The 20,083-nt window shown below is 64.3% G+C and carries 14 protein-coding genes and 1 tRNA gene; 6 read left to right on the top strand and 9 right to left on the bottom strand.

Features of this window, described 5'->3' with window-relative positions; translation table 11 throughout:
* Nucleotides 1-431: 431 nt before the first annotated feature.
* Together B5J99_RS18310 and B5J99_RS18315 are read right to left on the bottom strand one after the other, a co-directional pair.
* Complete coding sequence (locus B5J99_RS18310) at nt 432-1,658, bottom strand: tyrosine-type recombinase/integrase (RefSeq protein WP_117353238.1); 1,227 nt, start codon at nt 1,656-1,658, stop codon at nt 432-434.
* Nucleotides 1,659-1,820: 162 nt separating this feature from the next.
* A tRNA-Thr gene (locus tag B5J99_RS18315) sits at nt 1,821-1,896 on the bottom strand.
* A 244-nt stretch (nt 1,897-2,140) separates the two neighbouring features.
* Between B5J99_RS18315 and B5J99_RS18320 the strand changes: the two genes are divergently transcribed.
* Nucleotides 2,141-3,568, top strand: a complete 1,428-nt coding sequence (locus B5J99_RS18320; protein ID WP_211337850.1) for a PAS domain-containing protein — start codon at nt 2,141-2,143, stop codon at nt 3,566-3,568.
* Nucleotides 3,569-3,750: 182 nt separating this feature from the next.
* Complete coding sequence (locus B5J99_RS18325; protein ID WP_117353239.1) at nt 3,751-8,469, top strand: NAD-glutamate dehydrogenase; 4,719 nt, start codon at nt 3,751-3,753, stop codon at nt 8,467-8,469.
* A gap of 80 nt (nt 8,470-8,549) precedes the next feature.
* Here B5J99_RS18325 and typA read toward each other — a convergent pair whose 3' ends face one another.
* Nucleotides 8,550-10,385, bottom strand: coding sequence for a translational GTPase TypA (gene typA / locus B5J99_RS18330; RefSeq protein ID WP_054134519.1), 1,836 nt, complete (start codon nt 10,383-10,385; stop codon nt 8,550-8,552).
* A 437-nt stretch (nt 10,386-10,822) separates the two neighbouring features.
* Here typA and B5J99_RS19630 point away from each other — a divergent pair, with 437 nt between their 5' ends.
* From B5J99_RS19630 to B5J99_RS18340, 3 genes are read left to right on the top strand one after another with little or no spacing between them, the layout of a single operon-like run.
* Entirely contained in the window at nt 10,823-10,960 is a 138-nt protein-coding gene (locus B5J99_RS19630; RefSeq protein ID WP_162892667.1) for a hypothetical protein, read from the top strand.
* 26 nt (nt 10,961-10,986) lie between these two features.
* Nucleotides 10,987-11,523: a DUF2975 domain-containing protein gene (locus B5J99_RS18335; protein WP_117353240.1), complete on the top strand. Its 537-nt coding sequence runs from the start codon at nt 10,987-10,989 to the stop codon at nt 11,521-11,523.
* Nucleotides 11,523-11,768: a helix-turn-helix domain-containing protein gene (locus B5J99_RS18340; protein ID WP_069050453.1), complete on the top strand. Its 246-nt coding sequence runs from the start codon at nt 11,523-11,525 to the stop codon at nt 11,766-11,768. The genes B5J99_RS18335 and B5J99_RS18340 overlap by 1 nt, the downstream gene beginning before the upstream one ends.
* Before the next feature lie 869 nt (nt 11,769-12,637).
* On the opposite strand, the gene B5J99_RS18345 is transcribed toward B5J99_RS18340, so the two are convergent.
* Nucleotides 12,638-13,831, bottom strand: a complete 1,194-nt coding sequence (locus B5J99_RS18345) for an IS91 family transposase (protein WP_117351966.1) — start codon at nt 13,829-13,831, stop codon at nt 12,638-12,640.
* A 6-nt stretch (nt 13,832-13,837) separates the two neighbouring features.
* Entirely contained in the window at nt 13,838-14,746 is a 909-nt protein-coding gene (locus B5J99_RS18350; protein ID WP_117351965.1) for a tyrosine-type recombinase/integrase, read from the bottom strand.
* A 174-nt stretch (nt 14,747-14,920) separates the two neighbouring features.
* Here B5J99_RS18350 and B5J99_RS19715 point away from each other — a divergent pair, with 174 nt between their 5' ends.
* Entirely contained in the window at nt 14,921-15,367 is a 447-nt protein-coding gene (locus B5J99_RS19715) for a hypothetical protein (protein WP_211337851.1), read from the top strand.
* Nucleotides 15,368-15,439: 72 nt separating this feature from the next.
* Here B5J99_RS19715 and B5J99_RS18360 read toward each other — a convergent pair whose 3' ends face one another.
* The 4 genes from B5J99_RS18360 to B5J99_RS18375 all read right to left on the bottom strand — a co-directional run bounded on the left by B5J99_RS18360 (nt 15,440) and on the right by B5J99_RS18375 (nt 20,082).
* Entirely contained in the window at nt 15,440-16,855 is a 1,416-nt protein-coding gene (locus tag B5J99_RS18360; protein WP_117353241.1) for a hypothetical protein, read from the bottom strand.
* 84 nt (nt 16,856-16,939) lie between these two features.
* A complete protein-coding gene (locus B5J99_RS18365; protein WP_054136241.1) occupies nt 16,940-17,698 on the bottom strand; it encodes a crotonase/enoyl-CoA hydratase family protein in 759 nt (252 codons plus the stop codon).
* Between the two features lie 20 nt (nt 17,699-17,718).
* Complete coding sequence (locus tag B5J99_RS18370) at nt 17,719-18,864, bottom strand: acyl-CoA dehydrogenase family protein (RefSeq protein WP_117353242.1); 1,146 nt, start codon at nt 18,862-18,864, stop codon at nt 17,719-17,721.
* A gap of 3 nt (nt 18,865-18,867) precedes the next feature.
* A complete protein-coding gene (locus B5J99_RS18375; protein WP_054136239.1) occupies nt 18,868-20,082 on the bottom strand; it encodes an acyl-CoA dehydrogenase family protein in 1,215 nt (404 codons plus the stop codon).
* Between the last annotated feature and the right edge of the window lies 1 nt (nt 20,083).

Raw genomic sequence — 20,083 nt, forward strand, 5'->3', positions numbered from 1 at the left:
GCGTGCAAGAATCGCATAGCTGCCATCGGGTGAGCAACTGAACGGATGACGGCGTTCGGACTCTCCAGCGAGGCAGGGAAAAACGGCCGACATCGCCGCGTGGCCGATCGCCTGCTTTGATCAGACAGAGCGGCAGCTTCGGTCAGGACCGGACGCTCATCAGCGCAGATGTGAAAGACCGGCTCTGCGTCGAGGGTTGCCGTTGCCGAGTGGTAGATCGGAAGGCCGCTTTCCTCTAGTCGCCGCCCGGAACCTGCCATTCACCAACCGGCCCATTTCCAGACATGTCAGATCGGCCCAATTCCAGACATGTCACAGCCAAACCTCGCCTATGTTGGCTGCGAAATGATCAATCGGTCGGGCAGCGGCACATCGTTGAGCTGGCTTCAAGATCACGACCCCCCGAGCGGTGAACCTGGCGTTCTCTTTAATCAGCGGCTTGCGCTTTTGATGATTGGAACGACCTCTGCACCGACAGAAATCTGATCCAGGTAATCGCTCCACCATTGAGCCATCGCAACACGCTCATCCCAGTGCTGTCCACGGGCATAGGCACCTCGAACAGCATTGCTGTGTCCATGGGCAAGAGCCCGCTCGATTGCATCAGGATGCCATTTCCCGCTTTCGTTCAACAACGTGCTCGCCGTTGCCCTGAAGCCGTGGGAGGTCACCACATCCTTCCCGAACCCCATTCGGCGGTAAGCGGCATTCATGGCATTCTCACACATCGGTTTCTGGAGCGAGCTTTGGGCAGGGAACATGTACTCTCGCCAGCCAGTATGCTCGCGAAGCGCCTTGAGCAGTTTAAGAGATTGCCGTGACAGCGGTACGCTGTGCGGCCGACGCAGCTTGGTTCGCTCCGCAGGAACGCGCCAGACTGACTCGTCAAAGTCGACCTCGGGCCATTTGCCATATCGTAACTCACCGGGACGGAGGAACACGTGCGGCAGAAGCTGCATCGCAAACTTCACGACCATCCCGCCAGCATATTCATCGATAGCGCGAAGTACCTGTCCGAGTTGGTGAGGCTCAAGCAGTGCGGCACGATGCGTGACAATTGGCGTGGCCAGTGCACCACCAAGCATTGCTGCCGGATCATGCTTGCATAATGCCATCGCGACACCGTGCCGAAAAACGCGGCTGGCGAAGGCCCTGGTACGTACCGCCGTTTCGCGCTTGCCCGCCTTTTCGATCTTTTTGAGCACAGCTAACAGCTCTGCGGGCTCAACCGCGTCGATAGGACGAGGACCGATGGTTGGCGTAAGATGCGAGAGATACCAGCGTGCTTTCTCGATGGTGGCCGCAGCCTTTTGGCTGGCAACAAACCGAACTGCAATCAGGTCCTCTGCAACCGACTGAAAGCTGTTGTCAGCCGAAAGGCGCGCCCTGATCTTCTCCATTTTGCGGGAATGCAGCGGATCATCGCCTGCCCTGATCTTTTTGCGGACATCGTCACGGCGCTCGCGTGCGTCGGCTAGCGACACCTCAGGCCAGCTTCCAAGCGACAACCTCTTTTCGGATCCGTGGATCCTGTATTTCACGAACCAGTGCTTCGAACCGTTCGGCCGAATCTCAAGATAGAGGCCTTTATCGTCGGATTTGCGGTAGACGGTATCAATCGGCTGAAACCCTTTGATTTCTGCGGCTTTGAGGGACATTTGGGGGCACCACGCTTTTTACTGTCGCAGTGCCCCCAATTGTGCCCCCAAATTAACGAAATCTGGGGGCACAATTTGGAACAAAGCGAGATTCCAGTCGCGAGCAAAATAGCTCGAAACCCGCAGAAAATCAACGTTTTGGGACGTTTTGGGAAGAGGTGGTGGTGCCGCTTACGTGACTCGAACACGTGACCCCATCATTACGAATGATGTGCTCTACCAACTGAGCTAAAGCGGCGCTGGGCTCGGCGGGTGCCGGCCGGTGTGCGGGTGTGCCGTTAACAGCAGCTTGGGCCGGATGCAAGCCGCGTTCGCAGCTGCATTCCCGGCCGTATTGGATGGTCGCTGCGCGACAGCGCCGGTGCTGCTGCGGGCTGAGCGCGGTCTGGCGGCAGGTTGCGCGAAATGTGACCGCGCGGTTAACCCTAGCTTTACTCCCTTGCGGCACATTGCAGGTCTGAAAAACTGGTTGGGACCGATCAATGGATACTCTGCGCGGATATCGCGATGGCATGAACGGCCATGACGACGCAGACGACGCACTGTCTGCGTCGGCAGCCGCCGAAACCGATGACGAAGCGCTGATGGACCCGCCCCAGTCCTTTGGCAGCGATGAGCGGCGCATGCATGTGCGTGCCTATAACTATTGGGCCAAGCTGCTGGGAAACCGCGTATTTCCGTCGATCGAGGATCTTGATCCGGAGAATATCGAGGACTTCGGTCCCAACAGCGTGCTGCTCGATTTCACTTCCGGAATCGAAAATCCCGCCATCCCGTTCATTGGCAAGGCGCTTCGTGACGAGTGCAATCTCGACGATGCCGTCGCCTATCTCGACGAGGTCCCCGGCCGCTCGCTGCTTTCGCGAATCACCGACCATTACATGCAGATCCTGGCCAACCAGGCGCCGATCGGGTTCGAGGCGGAATATATCAACGATCGTGGCTCGACGATCATGTACCGCGGCATCCTGCTGCCCTTTTCCACCGACGATGACAGCATCGACTTTGTCTATGGCGTGATCAACTGGAAGGAACTGGCAGACAAGACGCTGACCGAAGAGCTGATCCTGCAGATCGACGAAGCGGTCAAGCAGGCGCCGCGCAAGCCCGCGCTGCCGGTGTGGGAGGACGATCCCGCGCAGAGCCTCGCCCCGGGCGAACTGGACCTGGGCGCGTTCGAAGAGCCGCTGCCGCTCGATGGCTACACGCTGTTTGCCGATCTGGACGATGGCCTGGCCGAGGTCGGCTTTGGCGGCTCGGCAGATGCGCAGATCGCCAATGCCTTCCCCGCGGTCGACATGCCCGGCGGCGATGCGGCGCTTGCCGATCTGCTGGACTATGCCCGCGCGCATGTCGAGGCGGCTCTGGCCACCGAGGAACGCTCGCGCAGCTCGCTATATGCCGCGATCGGCCGTGCCTATGACTTTGCCATCGCCGCGCGCGGTCGTCCGGACGATTATGCCGAACTGCTCAGCGAAAGCGGACTTTCCGCCCAGGCGCGCGCGCCGATGACCCCGCTGGTCAAGCTGGTCTTCGGTGCGCAGTACGACAAGACGCGGCTGGCCGAATATGCCTGCGTCCTCAGCCATGCGATGCGCCGCGATATTCCGCGCGGCGGCCTTGCCGAGATGCTGGCGCAGCAGCCCGGCGGTCTCAAGGCGATCGTGCAGCAGGAACGCAAGGCGCGCCGCGCCAAGGACGACGGCACAGGCGATGCCGGCCGCAAGCTGGAAACCCGCCAGCGGCTGCGCTCCAGTGCGCCGACGCCGCTCGCCGCGCTGGATATCGGCGATGCGGAGTTCGTTGTGCTGGTGGCTCGGCGCGACGAGGCCGGCGCGCTGGGCATCGTCGGGATGGTGGGCGAGGACGACCCGCTGGCCGACAAGGTGATGCGCCGCGTCGCCCGATAGGCGCGCGGGCTCGCCATGCGGAGGCCGCAACATTTAATCGACTGACCGAAAGAAAATTACGCGCATTTGCCCGTCCCCCCGTGCTGTGCGCTTGAGAACCAGCGTTGATTGGCGCATAAGCCGCAGGCAGCAGACCCGGCAGAGATGCGGCAATACAGCGCGCACGCGGGCACGAGGAACACATGGCCGAAACCCCGATTGCAGCGTCCGGTGCGGACGCGGGCTCCAGCGTATCTTCCAATGCCACCCCCCTGATCGATCCCCAGCAGCACGCCAGATTGCGCGCGGTGCTGGCCGACGCGTTCCTCAAGGGCGCGCTGCCCGGAGAGAATGAGGGATTTGACGACGCGGCGTGCAGCGAGGCGGCCGATTTCGCGCTGCGCGCGATGGCCCGTCGCCCGTCTTCCGACACCGTGCTGACGATCGAATCGATCCCCGGCCAGACCGGCCACCGCCATATGCGGCTGGCGATCATCAACGACGACATGCCGTTTCTGGTCGATTCGATTGCCGCGGCGATCTCGCGCTTCGGCCTGGCAATCGACCGGGTGATCCACCCCGTGGTCGCGCTGCGCCGCGATGCCGATGGGCTGCTCAGCGAAATCTATACCGACGAGGCTCCGGGCGAACGTCGCGAATCGGTGGTCTATCTTGAAGTCGAGCGCGCCGATGCCCGGCAGCGCAAGGCGCTGGAAACCGCGCTGATGGGCGCAATGGCGGACGTCCGCGCGGCGGTGACCGACTGGCCGATGCTGCAGGCGGCGATGGCCGCCGATGCCGCCGCGATGGCCGATGGCGAAGGCGCCGCATTGCTGCGCTGGTTCCTCGATCGCAACATGACCCAGCTGGCGCATCTGCGCTATCGCCGCGATGGCAGCGCCGAGGCGCCGCTCGGCATCGCGCGGATCAACGACCAGCCGCTGCTCGCGGCGCATTCGTTCGACCAGGCCTTTGCCTGGTTCGAAAGCGGCAAGGCCGCGCCGCTGATCATCAAGTCCAACTTCATCTCCACCGTGCACCGCCGCGCGCCGCTGGACCTCGTCATCCTTCCGATCTGGGAGGATGGCCGCGTCGCCGCGTTGTCGGTGCATGGCGGCATCTGGACCAGCGCCGCGCTTGCCGCCGCGCCCGAGCGCGTCCCCGTGCTGCGCGCGCATCTCAAGCTGCTGATGGACAAGTTCGGCTTTTCGCCCAACGGCCATGCCGGCAAGGCGCTGTCGCATGCGCTCACCGCGCTGCCGCACGACCTGCTGATCGCGTTCAGCCTCGAAAGCCTGGAGCGCGTCGCGCTCACCGCGATGTCGCTCGCCGACCGCCCCCGCTCCAAGCTGGTGACGGTGCAATCCTCGCTCAGGCGCCACCTGTTCGTGTTCGCCTGGCTGCCGCGCGACGAGGTCTCCACCGGCCGCCGCGAGGCGATCGAGCGGATGGTGCTCGAAGCATCGGGCGGCAAGACGCTGAGCTGGTCGATCTCGCTCGAGGACGGCGAGATCGCGCTGATCCGCTATGTCATCGACATGCGCGACGGGGCCGCCGCGGTCGATGACGCCGCGCTCGATTCGGCGCTGCGCGCGATGGTGCGCGGCTGGGAACCTTCGGTCGAGGAAGCGCTGATCGCGCTGGGCGAGGACAGCCGCGCCGCAGCGCTCGCCAGCCGCTATGCACCGCAGTTCCCGATGGCCTATCGCAGCGATTGCGGACCCAAGGAGGCCGCGCTCGATATCGTCCGGCTGCGCGATCTGGACAGCCCGGAGCGCCACGGCGCGCGCCTGTACCGCCGCGCCGACGATGCTGCGCAGCATCTGCGGCTCAAGCTCTACAGCCTCACCGGCGCGATTCCGCTGTCGCAGACCGTGCCCGCGCTGGAGAATTTCGGCTTCGACGTGCTGGAAGAGGTGCCCACCGCGCTGGGCGCGGACGATAGCGGCCATATCCACGATTTCCTGCTGAACCTGCGCGGGACCGGCGATGCCGAATCGCTGATGCTGCGCGCGGGCGCGATCGAGGCGGCGATTTCGGGAACGCTCGAAGGCAAGGCGGAGAACGATCCGTTCAACCGGCTGATCGCCGCCACCGGGCTTGAGCAGCGCGCGGTGATCTGGCTACGCGCCTGGTATCGCTATCTGCGCCAGGCGGGGCTGCCCTATGGCATTGGCACCGTGGTCGATGCGCTGCATGATGCGCCCGACATCGCGCATGCGCTGATCGCGCTGTTCATCGCGCGGCACGATCCGGCGTTCACCGGGGACCGCGAGGCGGCAACCCAGGCGAACCTCGCCGCGATCACAAGCGGGCTCACCCAGGTCTCCGCGATCGACGACGACCGGCTGCTGCGCATGGTGCGCGCGCTGGTGATGGCGATCCTGCGCACCAATGCCTTTGCGCCTGCCGCAAGCCTGGCGATGGTGATGAAGATCGACAGTGCCAAGGTCCCGGGCCTGCCCGCGCCCCTGCCTTGGCGCGAGATGTTCGTCTATTCGCCGCAGGTCGAGGGCATCCATCTGCGCGCCGGCCCCGTGGCGCGTGGCGGGCTGCGCTGGTCCGACCGGCGCGACGACTTCCGCACCGAGGTACTCGGCCTGATGAAGGCACAGCGCGTCAAGAACGCGGTGATCGTGCCGACCGGTGCCAAGGGCGGCTTCTTCCCCAAGCAGCTCCCCGATCCCGCGACCGACCGCGAAGGCTGGCTCAACGGCGGCAAGGACGCGTACAAGACCTTCATCCGCACATTGCTGTCGATCACCGACAACATCGTCGACGGCAAGGTGATGCACCCGGCGCAGGTCGTGGTGCATGATGGCGAGGACCCGTATTTCGTTGTCGCCGCCGACAAGGGCACCGCGACCTTCTCCGACACCGCCAATGCCATCGCCGCCGAGTTCGACTTCTGGCTGGGCGATGCGTTCGCCTCGGGCGGAAGCCAGGGCTATGACCACAAGGCGATGGGCATCACCGCCAAGGGTGGCTGGGTCTCGGTCCAGCGCCACTTTGCCGAAATGGGCGTCGATGTGCAGTCCGATCCGGTGCGCGTCGTAGGCTGCGGCGACATGTCGGGCGACGTGTTCGGCAACGGCATGCTGCTGTCGAAATCGATCAAACTGGTCGCAGCGTTCGACCATCGCCACATCTTCCTCGATCCCGACCCCGACGCAGCCGCAAGCTGGGCCGAGCGCCAGCGGATGTTCGCCCTGCCCCGGTCGAGCTGGGACGATTACGAAAAGGCGCTGATCTCCAAGGGCGGCGGCGTCTTCCCGCGTGCGATGAAATCGATCCCGCTGACCGCCGAGGTCAAGGCGATGCTGGGGCTCGAGGGCGACGAGATCGAACCGGCCGCGCTGATCTCCGCGATCCTGCGCGCCGAGGTCGATCTGCTGTGGTTCGGCGGCATCGGCACCTACATCAAGGCCGCGTCAGAGAACAACATCGACGTCGGCGATCCCTCCAACGACCAGCTTCGCATCAACGCCGAGCAGTTGCGCTGCAAGGTTGTCGGCGAAGGCGCCAACCTTGGCGTCACCCAGGCCGCGCGCATCGCCTTCTCGATGCTGGGCGGACGGATCAACACCGATTTCATCGACAATTCCGCGGGCGTCGATTGCTCGGACAACGAGGTCAACATCAAGATCGGCCTCGCTGCTGTCATGCGCGCCGGGCTGCTCGACGAGCCTTCGCGCAACGCGCTGCTTGCCTCGATGACCGACGATGTCTCGATGCTGGTGCTCGAGGACAACCGACTGCAGGCGCTGGGTCTCTCCATCGCCGAGCGTGCCGGGGTCAAGGCCCTGCCCTCGTATATCCGGCTGATCGAGCATTTCGAGGAACAGGGCCGGCTCGACCGCAAGGTCGAGGGCCTGGCCGACAATGCCACGCTCAAGCGCCGCGCGCAGGAGGGCCATGGCCTCACCCGGCCCGAGCTCGCCGTCGTGCTCTCCACCGCCAAGCTGACGCTGCAGGACGCAATCGAGCGCATTCCGCTCGCCGATGATCCCACGATGCGGCCCGAGCTGCTCGCCGCCTTCCCGCCGCAGATGCGCGAGGCCTATGGCGATGTTCTGATGCAGCACCAGCTGCGCGGCGAGATCATCGCCACCAAGCTGGCCAACCGCATGATCAACCGGCTGGGGCTGATCCACCCGTTCGAGCTGGCCGAGGAGGAAGGCTGCACGCTGGGCGATGTCGCCTGCGCCTTCATCGCGGCCGAACGGCTGTTCGCGCTGCCTGCGATCTGGGCCGAGTTCGACCATGCCGAGATGGACGAGCAGGTTCGCCTGATGCTGTTCGATGCCACCGCCAACATCGTGCGGGTCCACATCGCGGATGTGCTGCGCGCCAGCGCCGACGGCCTGATGCCCGGCGCGATCGTCGCCGCGCTCAAGCCCGGGGTGGATGCGCTGATCGCGCAGATGGACAATCTGCTCAATGCCGAAGCGCGGCTGCAGGCGGCGCGTCAGGCGCAGGATCTGGTCGGCCAGGGCGCATCCTCCGTCCACGCCGCGCACATCGTGCGGCTGACCGGGCTGGACGGCGCGGCGGGGCTTGCCAATCTGGCCAGCACCAGCGCCACCGACCCGATGCTGCTCACCCAGGCCTTTGCCGATCTGGGCGCGACGTTGGGGCTCGACTGGACGCAGATGACCGCCGCGCGCATGTCGCCCAGCGATCCTTGGGAGCGGCTGCTGGTCTCGGGCCTCGCGCGCGATTTCCAGCAGATGCGGCTCGATTTCCTCCAGCGCGCCAAGGGCAGCGATCCGCAGGATTATGTCGCAGGCTGGACCGAGGCCAACCTGCCCCGCATCAAGCAGTTCCGCACCCTGGTCGACCGCGCCCGCATGGACGCCGCCCCCAGCGTCGCCATGCTGGCCCAGATCGCCAGCCAGGCGCGGATCCTGCTGGCTCGGTAGGGGCGAGGCTCCCGCAGCCATAAAAAAAGGGCCGGTGCATCGCTGCACCGGCCCTTTTTGTGTCCGAGACAGAAGCGCGCTTACGCGGCTTCCTTCTTCCGGCTCTGCTTCTTGCGCTCGTTCGGATCGAGGAAGCGCTTGCGCAGACGGATGTTCTTGGGGGTCACTTCCACCATTTCATCGTCGTCGATGTACGCGATGGCCTGTTCCAGGCTCATCATGCGCGGCGGAGTGAGGCGGATGGCGTCGTCCTTGCCGGTCGAACGGAAGTTAGTCAGCTGCTTCGACTTCATCGGGTTGACTTCAAGGTCATCGGGCTTGGCGTTCTCGCCGATGATCATGCCTTCATAGACCGGCACGCCCGATCCGAGGAACAGCACGCCGCGCTCTTCCAGAGCGTTGAGCGCATAGCCCACGGTGTCGCCGGTGCCGTTCGAGATCAGCACGCCGAGCTGGCGACCGGTGATCTGGCCCTTGTAGGGACCATACTTTTCGAACAGCCGGTTCATGATGCCGGTGCCGCGGGTGTCCGACAGGAACTCGCCGTGATAGCCGATCAGGCCGCGCGAGGGTGCGCTGAAGGTGATGCGGGTCTTGCCGCCACCCGAGGGACGCATGTCGGTCATCTCGGCCTTGCGCTGCGCCATCTTCTCGACGACCGTGCCCGAATGCTCGTCATCCACGTCGATGACGACGGTTTCGTAAGGCTCGGTGCGCGATCCGCTTTCGTCTTCGCCGAACAGCACGCGCGGACGCGAGATGCCGAGCTCGAAGCCTTCGCGGCGCATCGTCTCGATGAGCACGCCCAGCTGCAGTTCGCCGCGACCGGCAACCTCGAAGCTGTCCTTGTCCGCCGATTCGGTGATCTTGATCGCGACGTTCGATTCGGCTTCGCGCATCAGGCGATCACGGATCATGCGGCTGGTCACCTTGGTGCCCTCGCGGCCCGCAAACGGGCTGTCGTTCACCGCAAAGCGCATCGACAGGGTCGGCGGATCGATCGGCTGCGCGTGCAGCGGCTCGGTCACGGTCGGCTCGCAGATGGTGTTGGCAACCGTCGCGGTGGTCAGACCCGCGATCGAGATGATGTCGCCGGCATTGGCGACGTCGACGGGAACGCGCTCAAGACCGCGGAACGCCATGATCTTGGATGCACGACCGGTCTCGACGATGTTGCCATCGGGATCGAGCGCGTGGATCTGCTGGTTGGTCTTGACCGAGCCCGAGAACACCAGACCGGTGAGGATACGGCCAAGGAAGTTGTCGCGGTCGAGCAAGGTGACGAGGAACTTGAACGGACCATCGGGATCCGCCGACGGTGCGGGGACATGCTCGACGATCTTCTTGAACAAGGGCTCGAGCGTGCCTTCGCGCACTTCGGGCGTGTCGCCGCAATAGCCGTTGCGGCCCGAGGCGAACAGCACGGGGAAATCGAGCTGCTCGTCATTGGCTTCCAATGACACGAACAGGTCGAACACTTCGTCGAGCACTTCCTGCGGGCGGCCATCGGGACGGTCGATCTTGTTGACGACGACGATGGGCTTGAGGCCCAGAGCCAGCGCCTTGCCGGTGACGAACTTGGTCTGCGGCATCGCGCCTTCGGCAGCGTCGACGAGCAGGATCACGCCATCGACCATCGAGAGGATGCGTTCCACTTCGCCGCCGAAATCGGCGTGGCCCGGGGTATCGACGATGTTGACGCGGGTCAGGTTGCCCTGCTGGTCGTCCCATTCGATCGAGGTGCACTTGGCCAGAATGGTGATGCCGCGTTCTTTTTCGAGATCGTTCGAATCCATCGCGCGCTCTTCGACGCGCTGGTTGTCGCGGAAGGTGCCCGATTGGCGGAAAAGCTGGTCAACAAGGGTGGTCTTGCCATGATCGACGTGCGCGATGATGGCGATATTGCGAAGGGACATGAAAGAAAGCCTGTGTCAGGGGATTGCCGGGGCACGCCGTCCGGCACGCCACTCTCGCCGCGCCCATAGCTGATGCCTTGCTGCGGCGCAACAACTAGCGCGTCGGGGGTGGAGCGGCGAGAGACAGCGCGACCGCTCTCCCCTCCCGCAGGCGGGAGGGGTGGCCGAAGGCCGGGGGTGGGCCTGAACAGTCGCTTGTCTCTACAGGCCCACCCCAGCTCAGCAAGCTGAGCCTGCCCCTCCCGCATGCGGGAGGGGAGAGAACAGCGCTGCGGAACTCTTCCACAGAGGGATGACCATGCGGTCCGAAATCGCGCCTGCCGAGACATTGGCATCAACACGCAATATCGTTTTTCGATATTATTGATTGACGATAAATCGAATCAGGCATAGACACCCCTTATCGATTACCGATGCCTCGCTTCAAGGAGAACGATATGACCCACACCTTCAGCACCATGCTCGCCGCCTTCGCCGCTCTGGCTCTCACCTTCGGTTCGATCGGCGCGATCGTGACCGTGCCTGCCGCCCAGGCCGCGGCGCCGGCGACGCTCGCCATGATCATTCTCGCCTGACCCTCTGTGTGTGAACGGACGCTATCATGACCCTTTCTAACACCCGCACCAAGGACCCGCTGCTTGCGGTTGCAACAGTGCTCATCTGGCTCATCCTCGGGATCACCGCCTTTGCCGGGATCATCGTCACCATCTGCATTCCCGGCGTCATCCTGTTCGGCGCCGAGTTTGTCGAGGCTCCGCAGCTCAATCCGCTGTCGACAGAGACGAAGGCTCTGATTTGCGGACTTCTCGCAGGGGTCGCAGCCTTGCTTTATCTTTTCTGGCGCTTCTTTCGGGCGATGCAGGGCATCGTGCGCAGCGTGGGCGAAGGCGACCCGTTCGTCCCCGTCAACGCAGACCGATTGACCCAGATGGCCTGGATGGTTCTGGCCATGAATATCGCTGCGATCCCGCTCGCCGCGCTGGGCCTTCACATCGCGCGGCTCGTGGGGGAAAGCGGCGGATCGATGAAAGGCGCGTTCGATCTGGGAGGGGTCATTCTGGCCATCACCCTTTTCATCCTCGCCCGCGTGTTCCGCCAGGGCGCAGCGATGCGCAACGATCTCGAAGGGACCGTGTGATGCCGCCCATTACCGATGACACCGAAGGAACCCGGATCATGGTGAAGCTCGACGACCTGCTTTATGCCCGCCGCATGACCCTGACCGAGCTGGCCGAGCGGGTGGGTCTCACCCTTGCCAACCTCTCGATCCTCAAGACCGGAAAGGCCAAGGCGATCCGCTTCTCCACCCTCGCCGCGATCTGCCGCGAGCTGGAGTGCCAGCCCGGTGATCTGCTGGCCTATGATGACGAACAGCCGCAGTGAATGCGGTGGGGGGTGGTGAGCCGGGAGAAACAGCGCAACCCCTCTCCCCTCCCGCAGGCGGGAGGGGTGGCCGAAGGCCGGGGTGGGCCTGCAACCGTCCGTGCTCCCGCCCACCCCGGTCCGGCAAGCCGGGTGCTGCTTCAAGCCCACCCCGGTCCGGCAAGCCGGGTGCTGTTTCAGGCCCACCCCGGTCCGGCAAGCCGGACCTGCCCCTCCCGCATGCGGGAGGGGAGAGAAGAGTGCGGCTTACAAATCCTCCCCGCCCCGGGGAGGGGGACCATCCGCAGGATGGTGGAGGGGCAGCGGCGTTGTGCTGCCCTAGTCGAATGGCACCCGGACGCTACCCCTCCACCATTCGCTGCGCGAACGGTCCCCCTCCCCCAAGGGGAAGGATTTGAGTGCAGGGCCTTCACCCACCCCCGCTCATCCTGAGCCGCGGGCGCAGCCCGCGAAGTCGAAGGACTCGCCCCCACGCTGGCCGTATAGCGGGGCCTTCGACAAGCTCAGGCTGAGCGGATGCGGTGGCGGCTTTTCAACCGCTCAGGAAAAAATCTGCCGGTCTGCAAACGTTTAGAGTTTCGGACGCCGTGAGGCGTCGGAAAGTCGACGGTGCCCGAACCCGCGGTCGTCAGGTGCTGATGTCTATGGGGATTTCGATTTTGGGCTTGTGGGAGCAGCGGTGGGTGCTGCCGATAAGCGGACGGAACTGAAAGCGGACTGGCTGCTTTTGGGGTGACGAGCGGGTTGCCGTAAATCGGACCGTCCGATTTTGGAGGGCGCAGGTCTGCTTTTGGTGGGTGATGGCGCAGTGCTCTGTGCTCCCCGAAGCACGGTCGCTTCGGGGCCGGTTGAAGGCAGGCCGTGCCGGGTCACGACGATGTTCTCCCGGATGCGTTGACAGGATGCGGTGGTGCGCGCGGCTGATATCTGCGCTCGAAAGTCTCGATGATGACCATGCTGCCACCGCAGCACGGGCACGGTGGCCGATGGTCCGGCGGATCGACAGCCGTGTCATCGATGGCAGGTGGCGCAACCGCCAGCAGTCGGCGGGCGTGTTCGAGATGGGCCTTGCGGGTCGCACCGGCCAGCAGCCCGTAATGGCGTATCCGGTGGAACCCGCGTGGCAGGTTGTGCAGCAGGAAGCGACGGATGAACTCGTCGGCGCCTAAGGTCATGTCCTGCTGGCGCTGCGCGCCATTGCGGCGATAATCCTTGTAGCGGAACGTGACGCCTTCACTGTCGAAGCGGAGGATGCGGCTGTTCGAGATGGCGACGCGGTGGGTATAGCGCGCCAGATAGGCGAGCACCGCCTCAGGTCCTGCAAAGGGCGGCTTGGCATAGACCACCCAGCGCTTTCTGCGGACCGGTGACAGATGACGCAGAAAGGCCCGCCGCTCGGCGAGATGCGCCAGGCTGCCGAAGAACCCGAGCTTGCCGGCATCGTGGAGCGCGATCAGCCGCGTGAGGAACAGGCGGCGGAACAGGGCGCCCAGGACACGGACGGGCAGAAGAAAGGCCGGGCGCGCAGATATCCAGCGCTCGCCATCACGCGCGATACCGCCGCCGGGCACGATCATATGGACATGCGGATGATGGGTAAGCGCCGAGCCCCAGGTGTGGAGTACAGCGGTAATGCCGATACGTGCGCCCAGATGCCTGGGGTCGGCGGCGATGGTCAGCATCGTCTGGGAGGCGGCCTTGAACAGCAGGTCATAGAGCAGCGCCTTGTTGTGGAACGCAATGGCGCTGACCTGTGCCGGGAGCGTGAACACGACGTGGAAATAGCCCACCGGCAACAGGTCGGCCTCGCGCTCGGCCAGCCAGGTACGCGCGGCTGCTCCCTGGCACTTGGGGCAATGCCGGTTGCGACAGCTGTTATAGGCGATCCGCCAATGCCCGCAGTCTGTGCAGGCTTCGACGTGACCGCCCATTGTAGCGGTGCGGCAATGCTCGACGGCCGACATGATCTTGAGCTGGTGCAGGCTCAGATGCCCGGCATGGGCAATGCGATAGCCAGGCCCTGCAACGCGGAAGATGTCGGCCACCTCTATGGAGGTGCGCACCGGGCCTCAGCCGTCGGGCACCTGCGCGGTGGATGAGGTCAAGGCCAGCCTGTCGAGCGGACTGATCACCGCTCGCATCGTCTTGGTTGCCACCTGTGTGTAGAAAGCGGTGGTGTTAAGCTTGGCATGGCCCAGCAACGCCTGGATGACGCGGATATCGACCCCGTCCTCCAGCAGATGGGTGGCGAAGCTGTGCCGCAAGGTGTGCGGGCCGACCCGCCTTGTGATGTCCGCTGCCTCGGCTGCCTCGACGACGACGCGATACAGCTGCCGGGTGCTGATCGGCAGCAGCGCGCTTCTGCCTGGGAAAAGCCAGCTGTCTGCATGCAACACGCCCTGTTGTCGTCCGGCGCGCCACCACTCGCGCAGCAGCACGAGCAGGCCTTCGGGCAGCATGGCGTTGCGATATCGGCCACCCTTGCCACGCTCGATACGCAGCACCATGCGCTTGCTGTCGATGTCGCGCACCTTGAGCGCCGAGACCTCGCCGACGCGCAGTCCCGCGCCATAGGCAACCGACAGCGCTGCCTGATGCTTGAGGCAGGTCGTGGCCTCCAGCAACCGCTTCACCTCGTCCTGGGTCAGCACCACGGGGATCTTGCGGGCGTGCGAAGTGCGCACCAGCTTGCGCGCCAGATCGGGCCGATCCAGCGTGTGGGTGAAGAAGAACCGCAGCGCTGCAACTATGCTGTTCATCGTCGGCACCGGAACGCCGGTCTCGCGTTGGTCGATCTGGAAGCGCCGCAGATCCTCTGCAGTTGCCGTGTGCGGCGAGCGTCCCAGCCATGTGGCGAAACGTCCAACATCGCGGATATAGTTGCGCTGCGTCTCGCGGCTGAAGCGCCGCATGTTCATGTCCTCGATCAACCGCTGGCGCAGCGGGCTGACCGTACCGATCGCTATAAGCTCGTTCATCGTTCGACTCCTCAGGTTGAAGGAGTCGAAATGGTCTGCCCACCACGGACACTGTTCAATCCAGGCGCTGCGCCCGCGCCGTCAGCTTAGCTTCACCCCAAACACCACTCCCGCGAAGCGGGTTCGTGCTTCGACCCCATTGCGGTCATTGCTGCTGTCGTCCAAAATATGAGAATGACCAACGAAACGTCGCCCGACCGTTACTTTGCTCCCGGCACCAAAGTGAGGCTGAGAAATCCAACTCACGGTGAATACGAACACGGTGTTGTTGTGCACTGCTGGGGTGACGACGAGATTGACGCCTATGACTGCTACGTTGCGTTCTTTGGTGCTGAGATGCCTATCCGCACGCCGCGCGAGAAACCTTATGTGCTTCGCTTTGCGGCGAGTTCGCTGCAGATCACGGAACCTTCACCTCATGCCCTGGTGCTGCGCGACACTGTGGTAGAAATGAAGGAACATCTTGACGGGCTAACGGGTGAGACGGACTTCGACCGTGGCTATGCAATGGCATACGACTTCGCGACGAGAACCTTCAAACGGCAATGCGATGCATTTGGTTTGCGCGAGGATTTGGGCTGGATGGAGCCTGATTTGTCGAAATGGCTACTCGACGACTAGCGTCAGCTTTCCACCCAGTTCCCGCCATAAGCGCCGACACATTCCTTATCCATTAGCGGACGTCGCTCCCCCCTACTCCGCACACTCCCCCATCCACATGTCGCGCGGCATCTCGACGCGGATCGGCGGGCCGCCTTTGGGGTCTGGTATGCCGTCGTACCACAGCGAGCGCGCGAGGTCGGGCATGAACACGCCCAAGGGTGCGGGGCTGTCCAGCATCGGCGGGGTGGAGACGTATTTCATCCCGTTCGGCTCGCCGATGAAGGCGTGGAAATAGAGCGATTCCTCGCCCTCTGCCTCGGGCAGCATCTGCGGCGGGTTCTCGGCATCGCCCATTCCATCGACCGGGATCAAGGTCGTCGAACCGAAGCCGTTGGAGCCCGCAAAGCTGAAATACCTGCGGAAGATCAGCTTGTCGTCCTCGTCGGTCTGCTCGATCACCGCGACCATGTCCGACTGCGCGCTGGGGGGCAAAGCGGGCTTTTCGAAGTGCAGCGTGAACCGCGTCGGCCAGGGCGAGCGATAGCTGGCCTTGAGGATCGGGCACGACAGCGGCTTGACCTGCACCGCGGCATCTGGAGTGAAATCGAGCGTGTCGATCTTCAGCCGGTCATCGACGATCTTGAACACCGCATAGGCGTTGCCCCCGGTGGCGCAGCAATTGGCGTCGCTGTCGCGCCAGATCGGGAAACGGCTGCTGAGGCCGTAATAGTCGTAGTCCACCCCCTTCCACAGCCCCATGCCCTCGGGGAGGCGGGTGCGAAGCTCGGTCTTCCAGCTGTTCATCCCGATATTGACCCATGCGCCGGTGCGATACAGGAACAGGCTGTCGGCATTGCCCTCGCCGGTGCCGGCGGTGCGCGCAGGCAAGTGCAGGATGATGTCCTCGCCATTGTCGACCAGCCGCGGCGGCTCGGCTTCGCCCTCGGTGCTGGTGTAGCCGATCAACGCCGGTTTCGCGCCGCTCACATCCCAGGCGATGGTCATGCGCAGCGGGATGCCGCCGCCGGCGTCCAGCCCGCTGACATATTGCCAGGCGATCGCGCGCGCCTTGTCCTCTTCGCCCGCGTTGAGGAACCCGGCGGATTCGACCACGCAGTTGACCACCGAGCCGACCAGGCAGTCCCTGGCCAGCCCGGGCCCGAAGCTCGCCGGAGTGCGGATCGACGAGGCGATCTGGGTCAGCCCGTCGATCTCGGCCTTCACATAGCCCAAGCTCTCGATGATCACATCCGCATTGGCCTGTTGCGGGCTATCGTCGGGCGAATATTCGAACCCCCGGCGCAGATCGGCCAGCGCCTCGTCGCGGCGCTCGGCGATTGTCGCCTTGCGCGGATCGACCTTTTGCCAGGCGCGCATCGCCGTCTCGACATCGGCCCAGCGCGCCGCAATCTCGCGGTTCTGGCAAAGGTCGGCCGCATTGATCGTGCGGTCCGGGCAAGGCGGAGTGGTTACGGTGGCCAGCAGCAGGGCGGGCAGGAGCATCATCGATGCACGACTCCAGTCAGGCGCGACCCTGCCCGCCTTGTGCGCCAATCACCGCCAAATGCAATATGCAGCGATTGTGCGGCGTTACTTGCCGGTCCAGTTGGGCGCGCGCTTCTGCGCGAACGCTGCCGCGCCCTCGCGGGCATCCTGCGAGACCATCACCTGGCCGACGAGCTCCTGCTGCTTGCCCCACATTTCCCCGTCGCTCCAGCCGCGCGATTCGACGATCACCTGCTTGGACACGCGCACCGCCAGCGGGCCGTTGGCGCTGATCTTGTGTGCAAGTTCGAGCGCGCCATCGATCGCGGGGCCTTCGACCACGCGGTTGACGAAGCCGATCTCGTACGCGCGCTGCGCCGAGATGAAATCGCCGGTGAGCGCCAGTTCCATCGCGATCCGCGGCGGCACCTGGCGCGGCAGCCGCATCAGCCCGCCGGCGGCCGCTGCAAGGCCGCGCTTGGTCTCGGGGATGCCGAACTGCGCCTTGCTGTTGGCCACGATCAGGTCGCAGGTCAGCGCGACCTCCATGCCGCCCGCGAGCGCATAGCCATCGACTGCGGCGATCAGCGGCTTCCTGGGCGGCGCTTCGACGAAACCGCAAAAGCCCTTGCCCTTGACCATCGGAAGCTCACCGGTGAGGAAGGCCTTGAGGTCCATTCCCGAACAGAAGGTACCGCCTGCTCCCTTGATGATGCCGACCCGCAGGGCGTCGTTGCTGTCGAGCTCTTCCAGCGCCGCCGCCATGCCTTCGGCCACCGCGCGGTTGACCGCATTCTTGGCTTCGGGCCGGTTGATCGTGATGATGAGGACGCCATCGTCCGCGAGGGTTTGCACTTCAGACATATCGAATTCCTTGTGAAGGGTCAGAACAGAAGATCGGCCAGCTTGGCCCGGTGCCAGGCGGCGTCGCCATACTGGCTGGCGTGCCAGATTGCGCTGCGGCGGTAGAGCCCTGCGTCGCAATCGTGCGTGAAGCCGAAGCCGCCGTGGAACTGCACCGCGCGGTCGGCGGCGAAGCTGTAGGCCTTGTCGGCGGACGCCTTGGCCATGCGCACCGCGATCTCGCCGACGCCCTGCTGGCCGAAATTGTGCGCCGCGCTGAGCATGTGCGAGCGCGCCTTTTCATAGCCGACATAGGCGTTGGTGATCGGGTGCTTGAGCGCCTGATATTCGCCGATCAATTTTCCGAACTGCTTGCGGGTTTTCAGATACTCGATCGTGTAATCGATCGCGCTCTGCGTCCCGCCGCACATCTCGGCGGCCTGCAGCAAGGCGCTGGCCAGCTCGATCTGCGTCAGCGCCGTGCCCGAGCGTCCGGCATCGAGCAGCGCGGACGCAGGGATGGTGATCCCGTCGAGGGTGAGCTCGTAGCTGCGCTTGGTCTCGTCGATGATGATCTCGCGGCGCAAGGCACTGTCGGGGATGGCCGAACGCTCGATCAGCGCCAGCCGCACTGCGCCCTCGACAGTGACCGATGCGATGACAAGCGCCGCATGCTGGGCATAGACCACGAACTGCTTGGTGCCCGAGAGGACATAGCCGTCGCCGCTCGCCTTGGCGGTCGCCTCGACATGGCCGAGGTCCCAGTCGCCATGCGGCTCGGTGAGCGCCAAAGTCGCGACTTCGCCTGCAACGATGCGCGGCAGCCACTCAGCGCACTGCGCCTCGTCGCCTGCTGCCAGCAGCGCCTGCGCGGCGATGGTGCAGGTCGCAAACGGTGTTGCGAGCAACCGCCGCCCCATCTGCTCTGCGATCGGCGCGACCTCGGCCATCGACAGGCCAACCCCGCCCTGCGCCTCGGGCACCGCGATGCCCAGCCAGCCGAGGTCGACGATCTCCTGCCACACCGCAGGATCATAGCCATGCTCATCCTCGATCAGCTTGCGCACCTTGTCGATCGGCGACCTGTCGCGACAGAAATTGGTCGCGACATCCATCAGCTCGATCTGCTCTTCGCTGTAGCTCAGCGCGCCGAGATGGTCGGCGAGATTTCCTTCGCTGAAAGCCATGGTTTAGCGCCCCTTCGGCAGGCCGAGTACATGCTCGGCGATGATGTTGCGCTGGATTTCCGAGGTACCGCCGCCGATGGTGGCGGAGAAGCTGTTGAGATAGCTGCGGTGCCAATAGCCGTTGTCGACCGCGCACGGATCATCGACATAATAGCCGCCGCGGGTGCCCTGGAAGCTCAGCGAGAACTCGGTGAGCTCGCGGATCATCTCGGTGCGCGCGAGCTTGTTCATCAGCGCAAGCCCCATCGGGCGGTCCTGCACCAATGGCCCCATGCGGCGGCGCTGGTTGTTGAGATTGAGCGCCTGGATATCCATCATGAAATCGACCATCCGGTCCTTCATCACCGGATCGTCGAGCAGGGGCTTGCCGCCGCGCTGCGACTGGCGCGCAAGCTCTACCACGCCCATCGCGTCGAGTTCCTTGAGGAAGTACCCACCCGCAAGGTTCACCTTGGCACCGCGTTCGTATTCCAGCGTCTTCATCGCGATCTGCCAGCCATCGCCTTCGTTGCCCATCAGGCATTCGGCGGGGATGCGCGCGTCGGTGAAGAAGCACTGGACGAAGCCGTACTCGCCGGTGAGCTTCTTGATCCGCCGCGTCTCGATCCCCGGTGCGTGCATCGGCGAGAGAAAGAAGCTGAGCCCCGCATACTTGTTCGGCCCCTCGTTCGAGGTGCGCGCGAGCAGGATCATGTACTTGGCGCGGTCGCCCAGAGAGGTCCAGATCTTCGAGCCGTTGAGCACATACTCATCACCGTCTCGCACCGCCTTGAGCTGCGCATTGCCGAGGTCGGAGCCGTTTTCGGGCTCGGAGAAACCCTGACACCAGATATCCTCTGCGTTGAGCATCCCCTTGATGTATTTCTTTTTCTCTTCCTCGCTGCCGATGTCCATGATCAGCGGCCCTGCCCAGCCGATGCCGATCGCGTTGAGCATGATCGGGCCATCGTACTTCTTCATCACCTTGGTGGCGATGCGCTGGAAATCGGGGTGCAGTCCGCCGCCGCCATATTCGACAGGCCAGCTCGCGCCGAGATAGCCCGCCTCGTACACCTTGCGCTGCCAGGCGCAGAGGAAATCGAACTGCTGGTCAGTGCTGACCTCCATGAAGGTCAAAGGCAGCATGAAGCCGGGGTCCTTGGGGGTGTTCTCGCGGAACCAGGCGTCGGCCTGGGCTTCGTAATCGGCCAGTTCGGCTGGCGTCGGGCGGGATGACATC

It is taken from the genome of Blastomonas fulva (genome assembly GCF_003431825.1).
Taxonomy (GTDB): Bacteria; Pseudomonadota; Alphaproteobacteria; order Sphingomonadales; family Sphingomonadaceae; genus Blastomonas; species Blastomonas fulva.

Bases quoted from the DNA above. Each gene is read 5' to 3' on its own strand.
- B5J99_RS18310 (WP_117353238.1), bottom strand. From the start codon at position 1,658: ATGTCCCTCAAAGCCGCAGAAATCAAAGGGTTTCAGCCGATTGATACC.
- B5J99_RS18320 (WP_211337850.1), top strand. From the start codon at position 2,141: ATGGATACTCTGCGCGGATATCGCGATGGCATGAACGGCCATGACGAC.
- B5J99_RS18325 (WP_117353239.1), top strand. From the start codon at position 3,751: ATGGCCGAAACCCCGATTGCAGCGTCCGGTGCGGACGCGGGCTCCAGC.
- typA (WP_054134519.1), bottom strand. From the start codon at position 10,385: ATGTCCCTTCGCAATATCGCCATCATCGCGCACGTCGATCATGGCAAG.
- B5J99_RS19630 (WP_162892667.1), top strand. From the start codon at position 10,823: ATGACCCACACCTTCAGCACCATGCTCGCCGCCTTCGCCGCTCTGGCT.
- B5J99_RS18335 (WP_117353240.1), top strand. From the start codon at position 10,987: ATGACCCTTTCTAACACCCGCACCAAGGACCCGCTGCTTGCGGTTGCA.
- B5J99_RS18340 (WP_069050453.1), top strand. From the start codon at position 11,523: ATGCCGCCCATTACCGATGACACCGAAGGAACCCGGATCATGGTGAAG.
- B5J99_RS18350 (WP_117351965.1), bottom strand. From the start codon at position 14,746: ATGAACGAGCTTATAGCGATCGGTACGGTCAGCCCGCTGCGCCAGCGG.
- B5J99_RS19715 (WP_211337851.1), top strand. From the start codon at position 14,921: ATGACCAACGAAACGTCGCCCGACCGTTACTTTGCTCCCGGCACCAAA.
- B5J99_RS18360 (WP_117353241.1), bottom strand. From the start codon at position 16,855: ATGATGCTCCTGCCCGCCCTGCTGCTGGCCACCGTAACCACTCCGCCT.
- B5J99_RS18365 (WP_054136241.1), bottom strand. From the start codon at position 17,698: ATGTCTGAAGTGCAAACCCTCGCGGACGATGGCGTCCTCATCATCACG.
- B5J99_RS18370 (WP_117353242.1), bottom strand. From the start codon at position 18,864: ATGGCTTTCAGCGAAGGAAATCTCGCCGACCATCTCGGCGCGCTGAGC.
- B5J99_RS18375 (WP_054136239.1), bottom strand. From the start codon at position 20,082: ATGTCATCCCGCCCGACGCCAGCCGAACTGGCCGATTACGAAGCCCAG.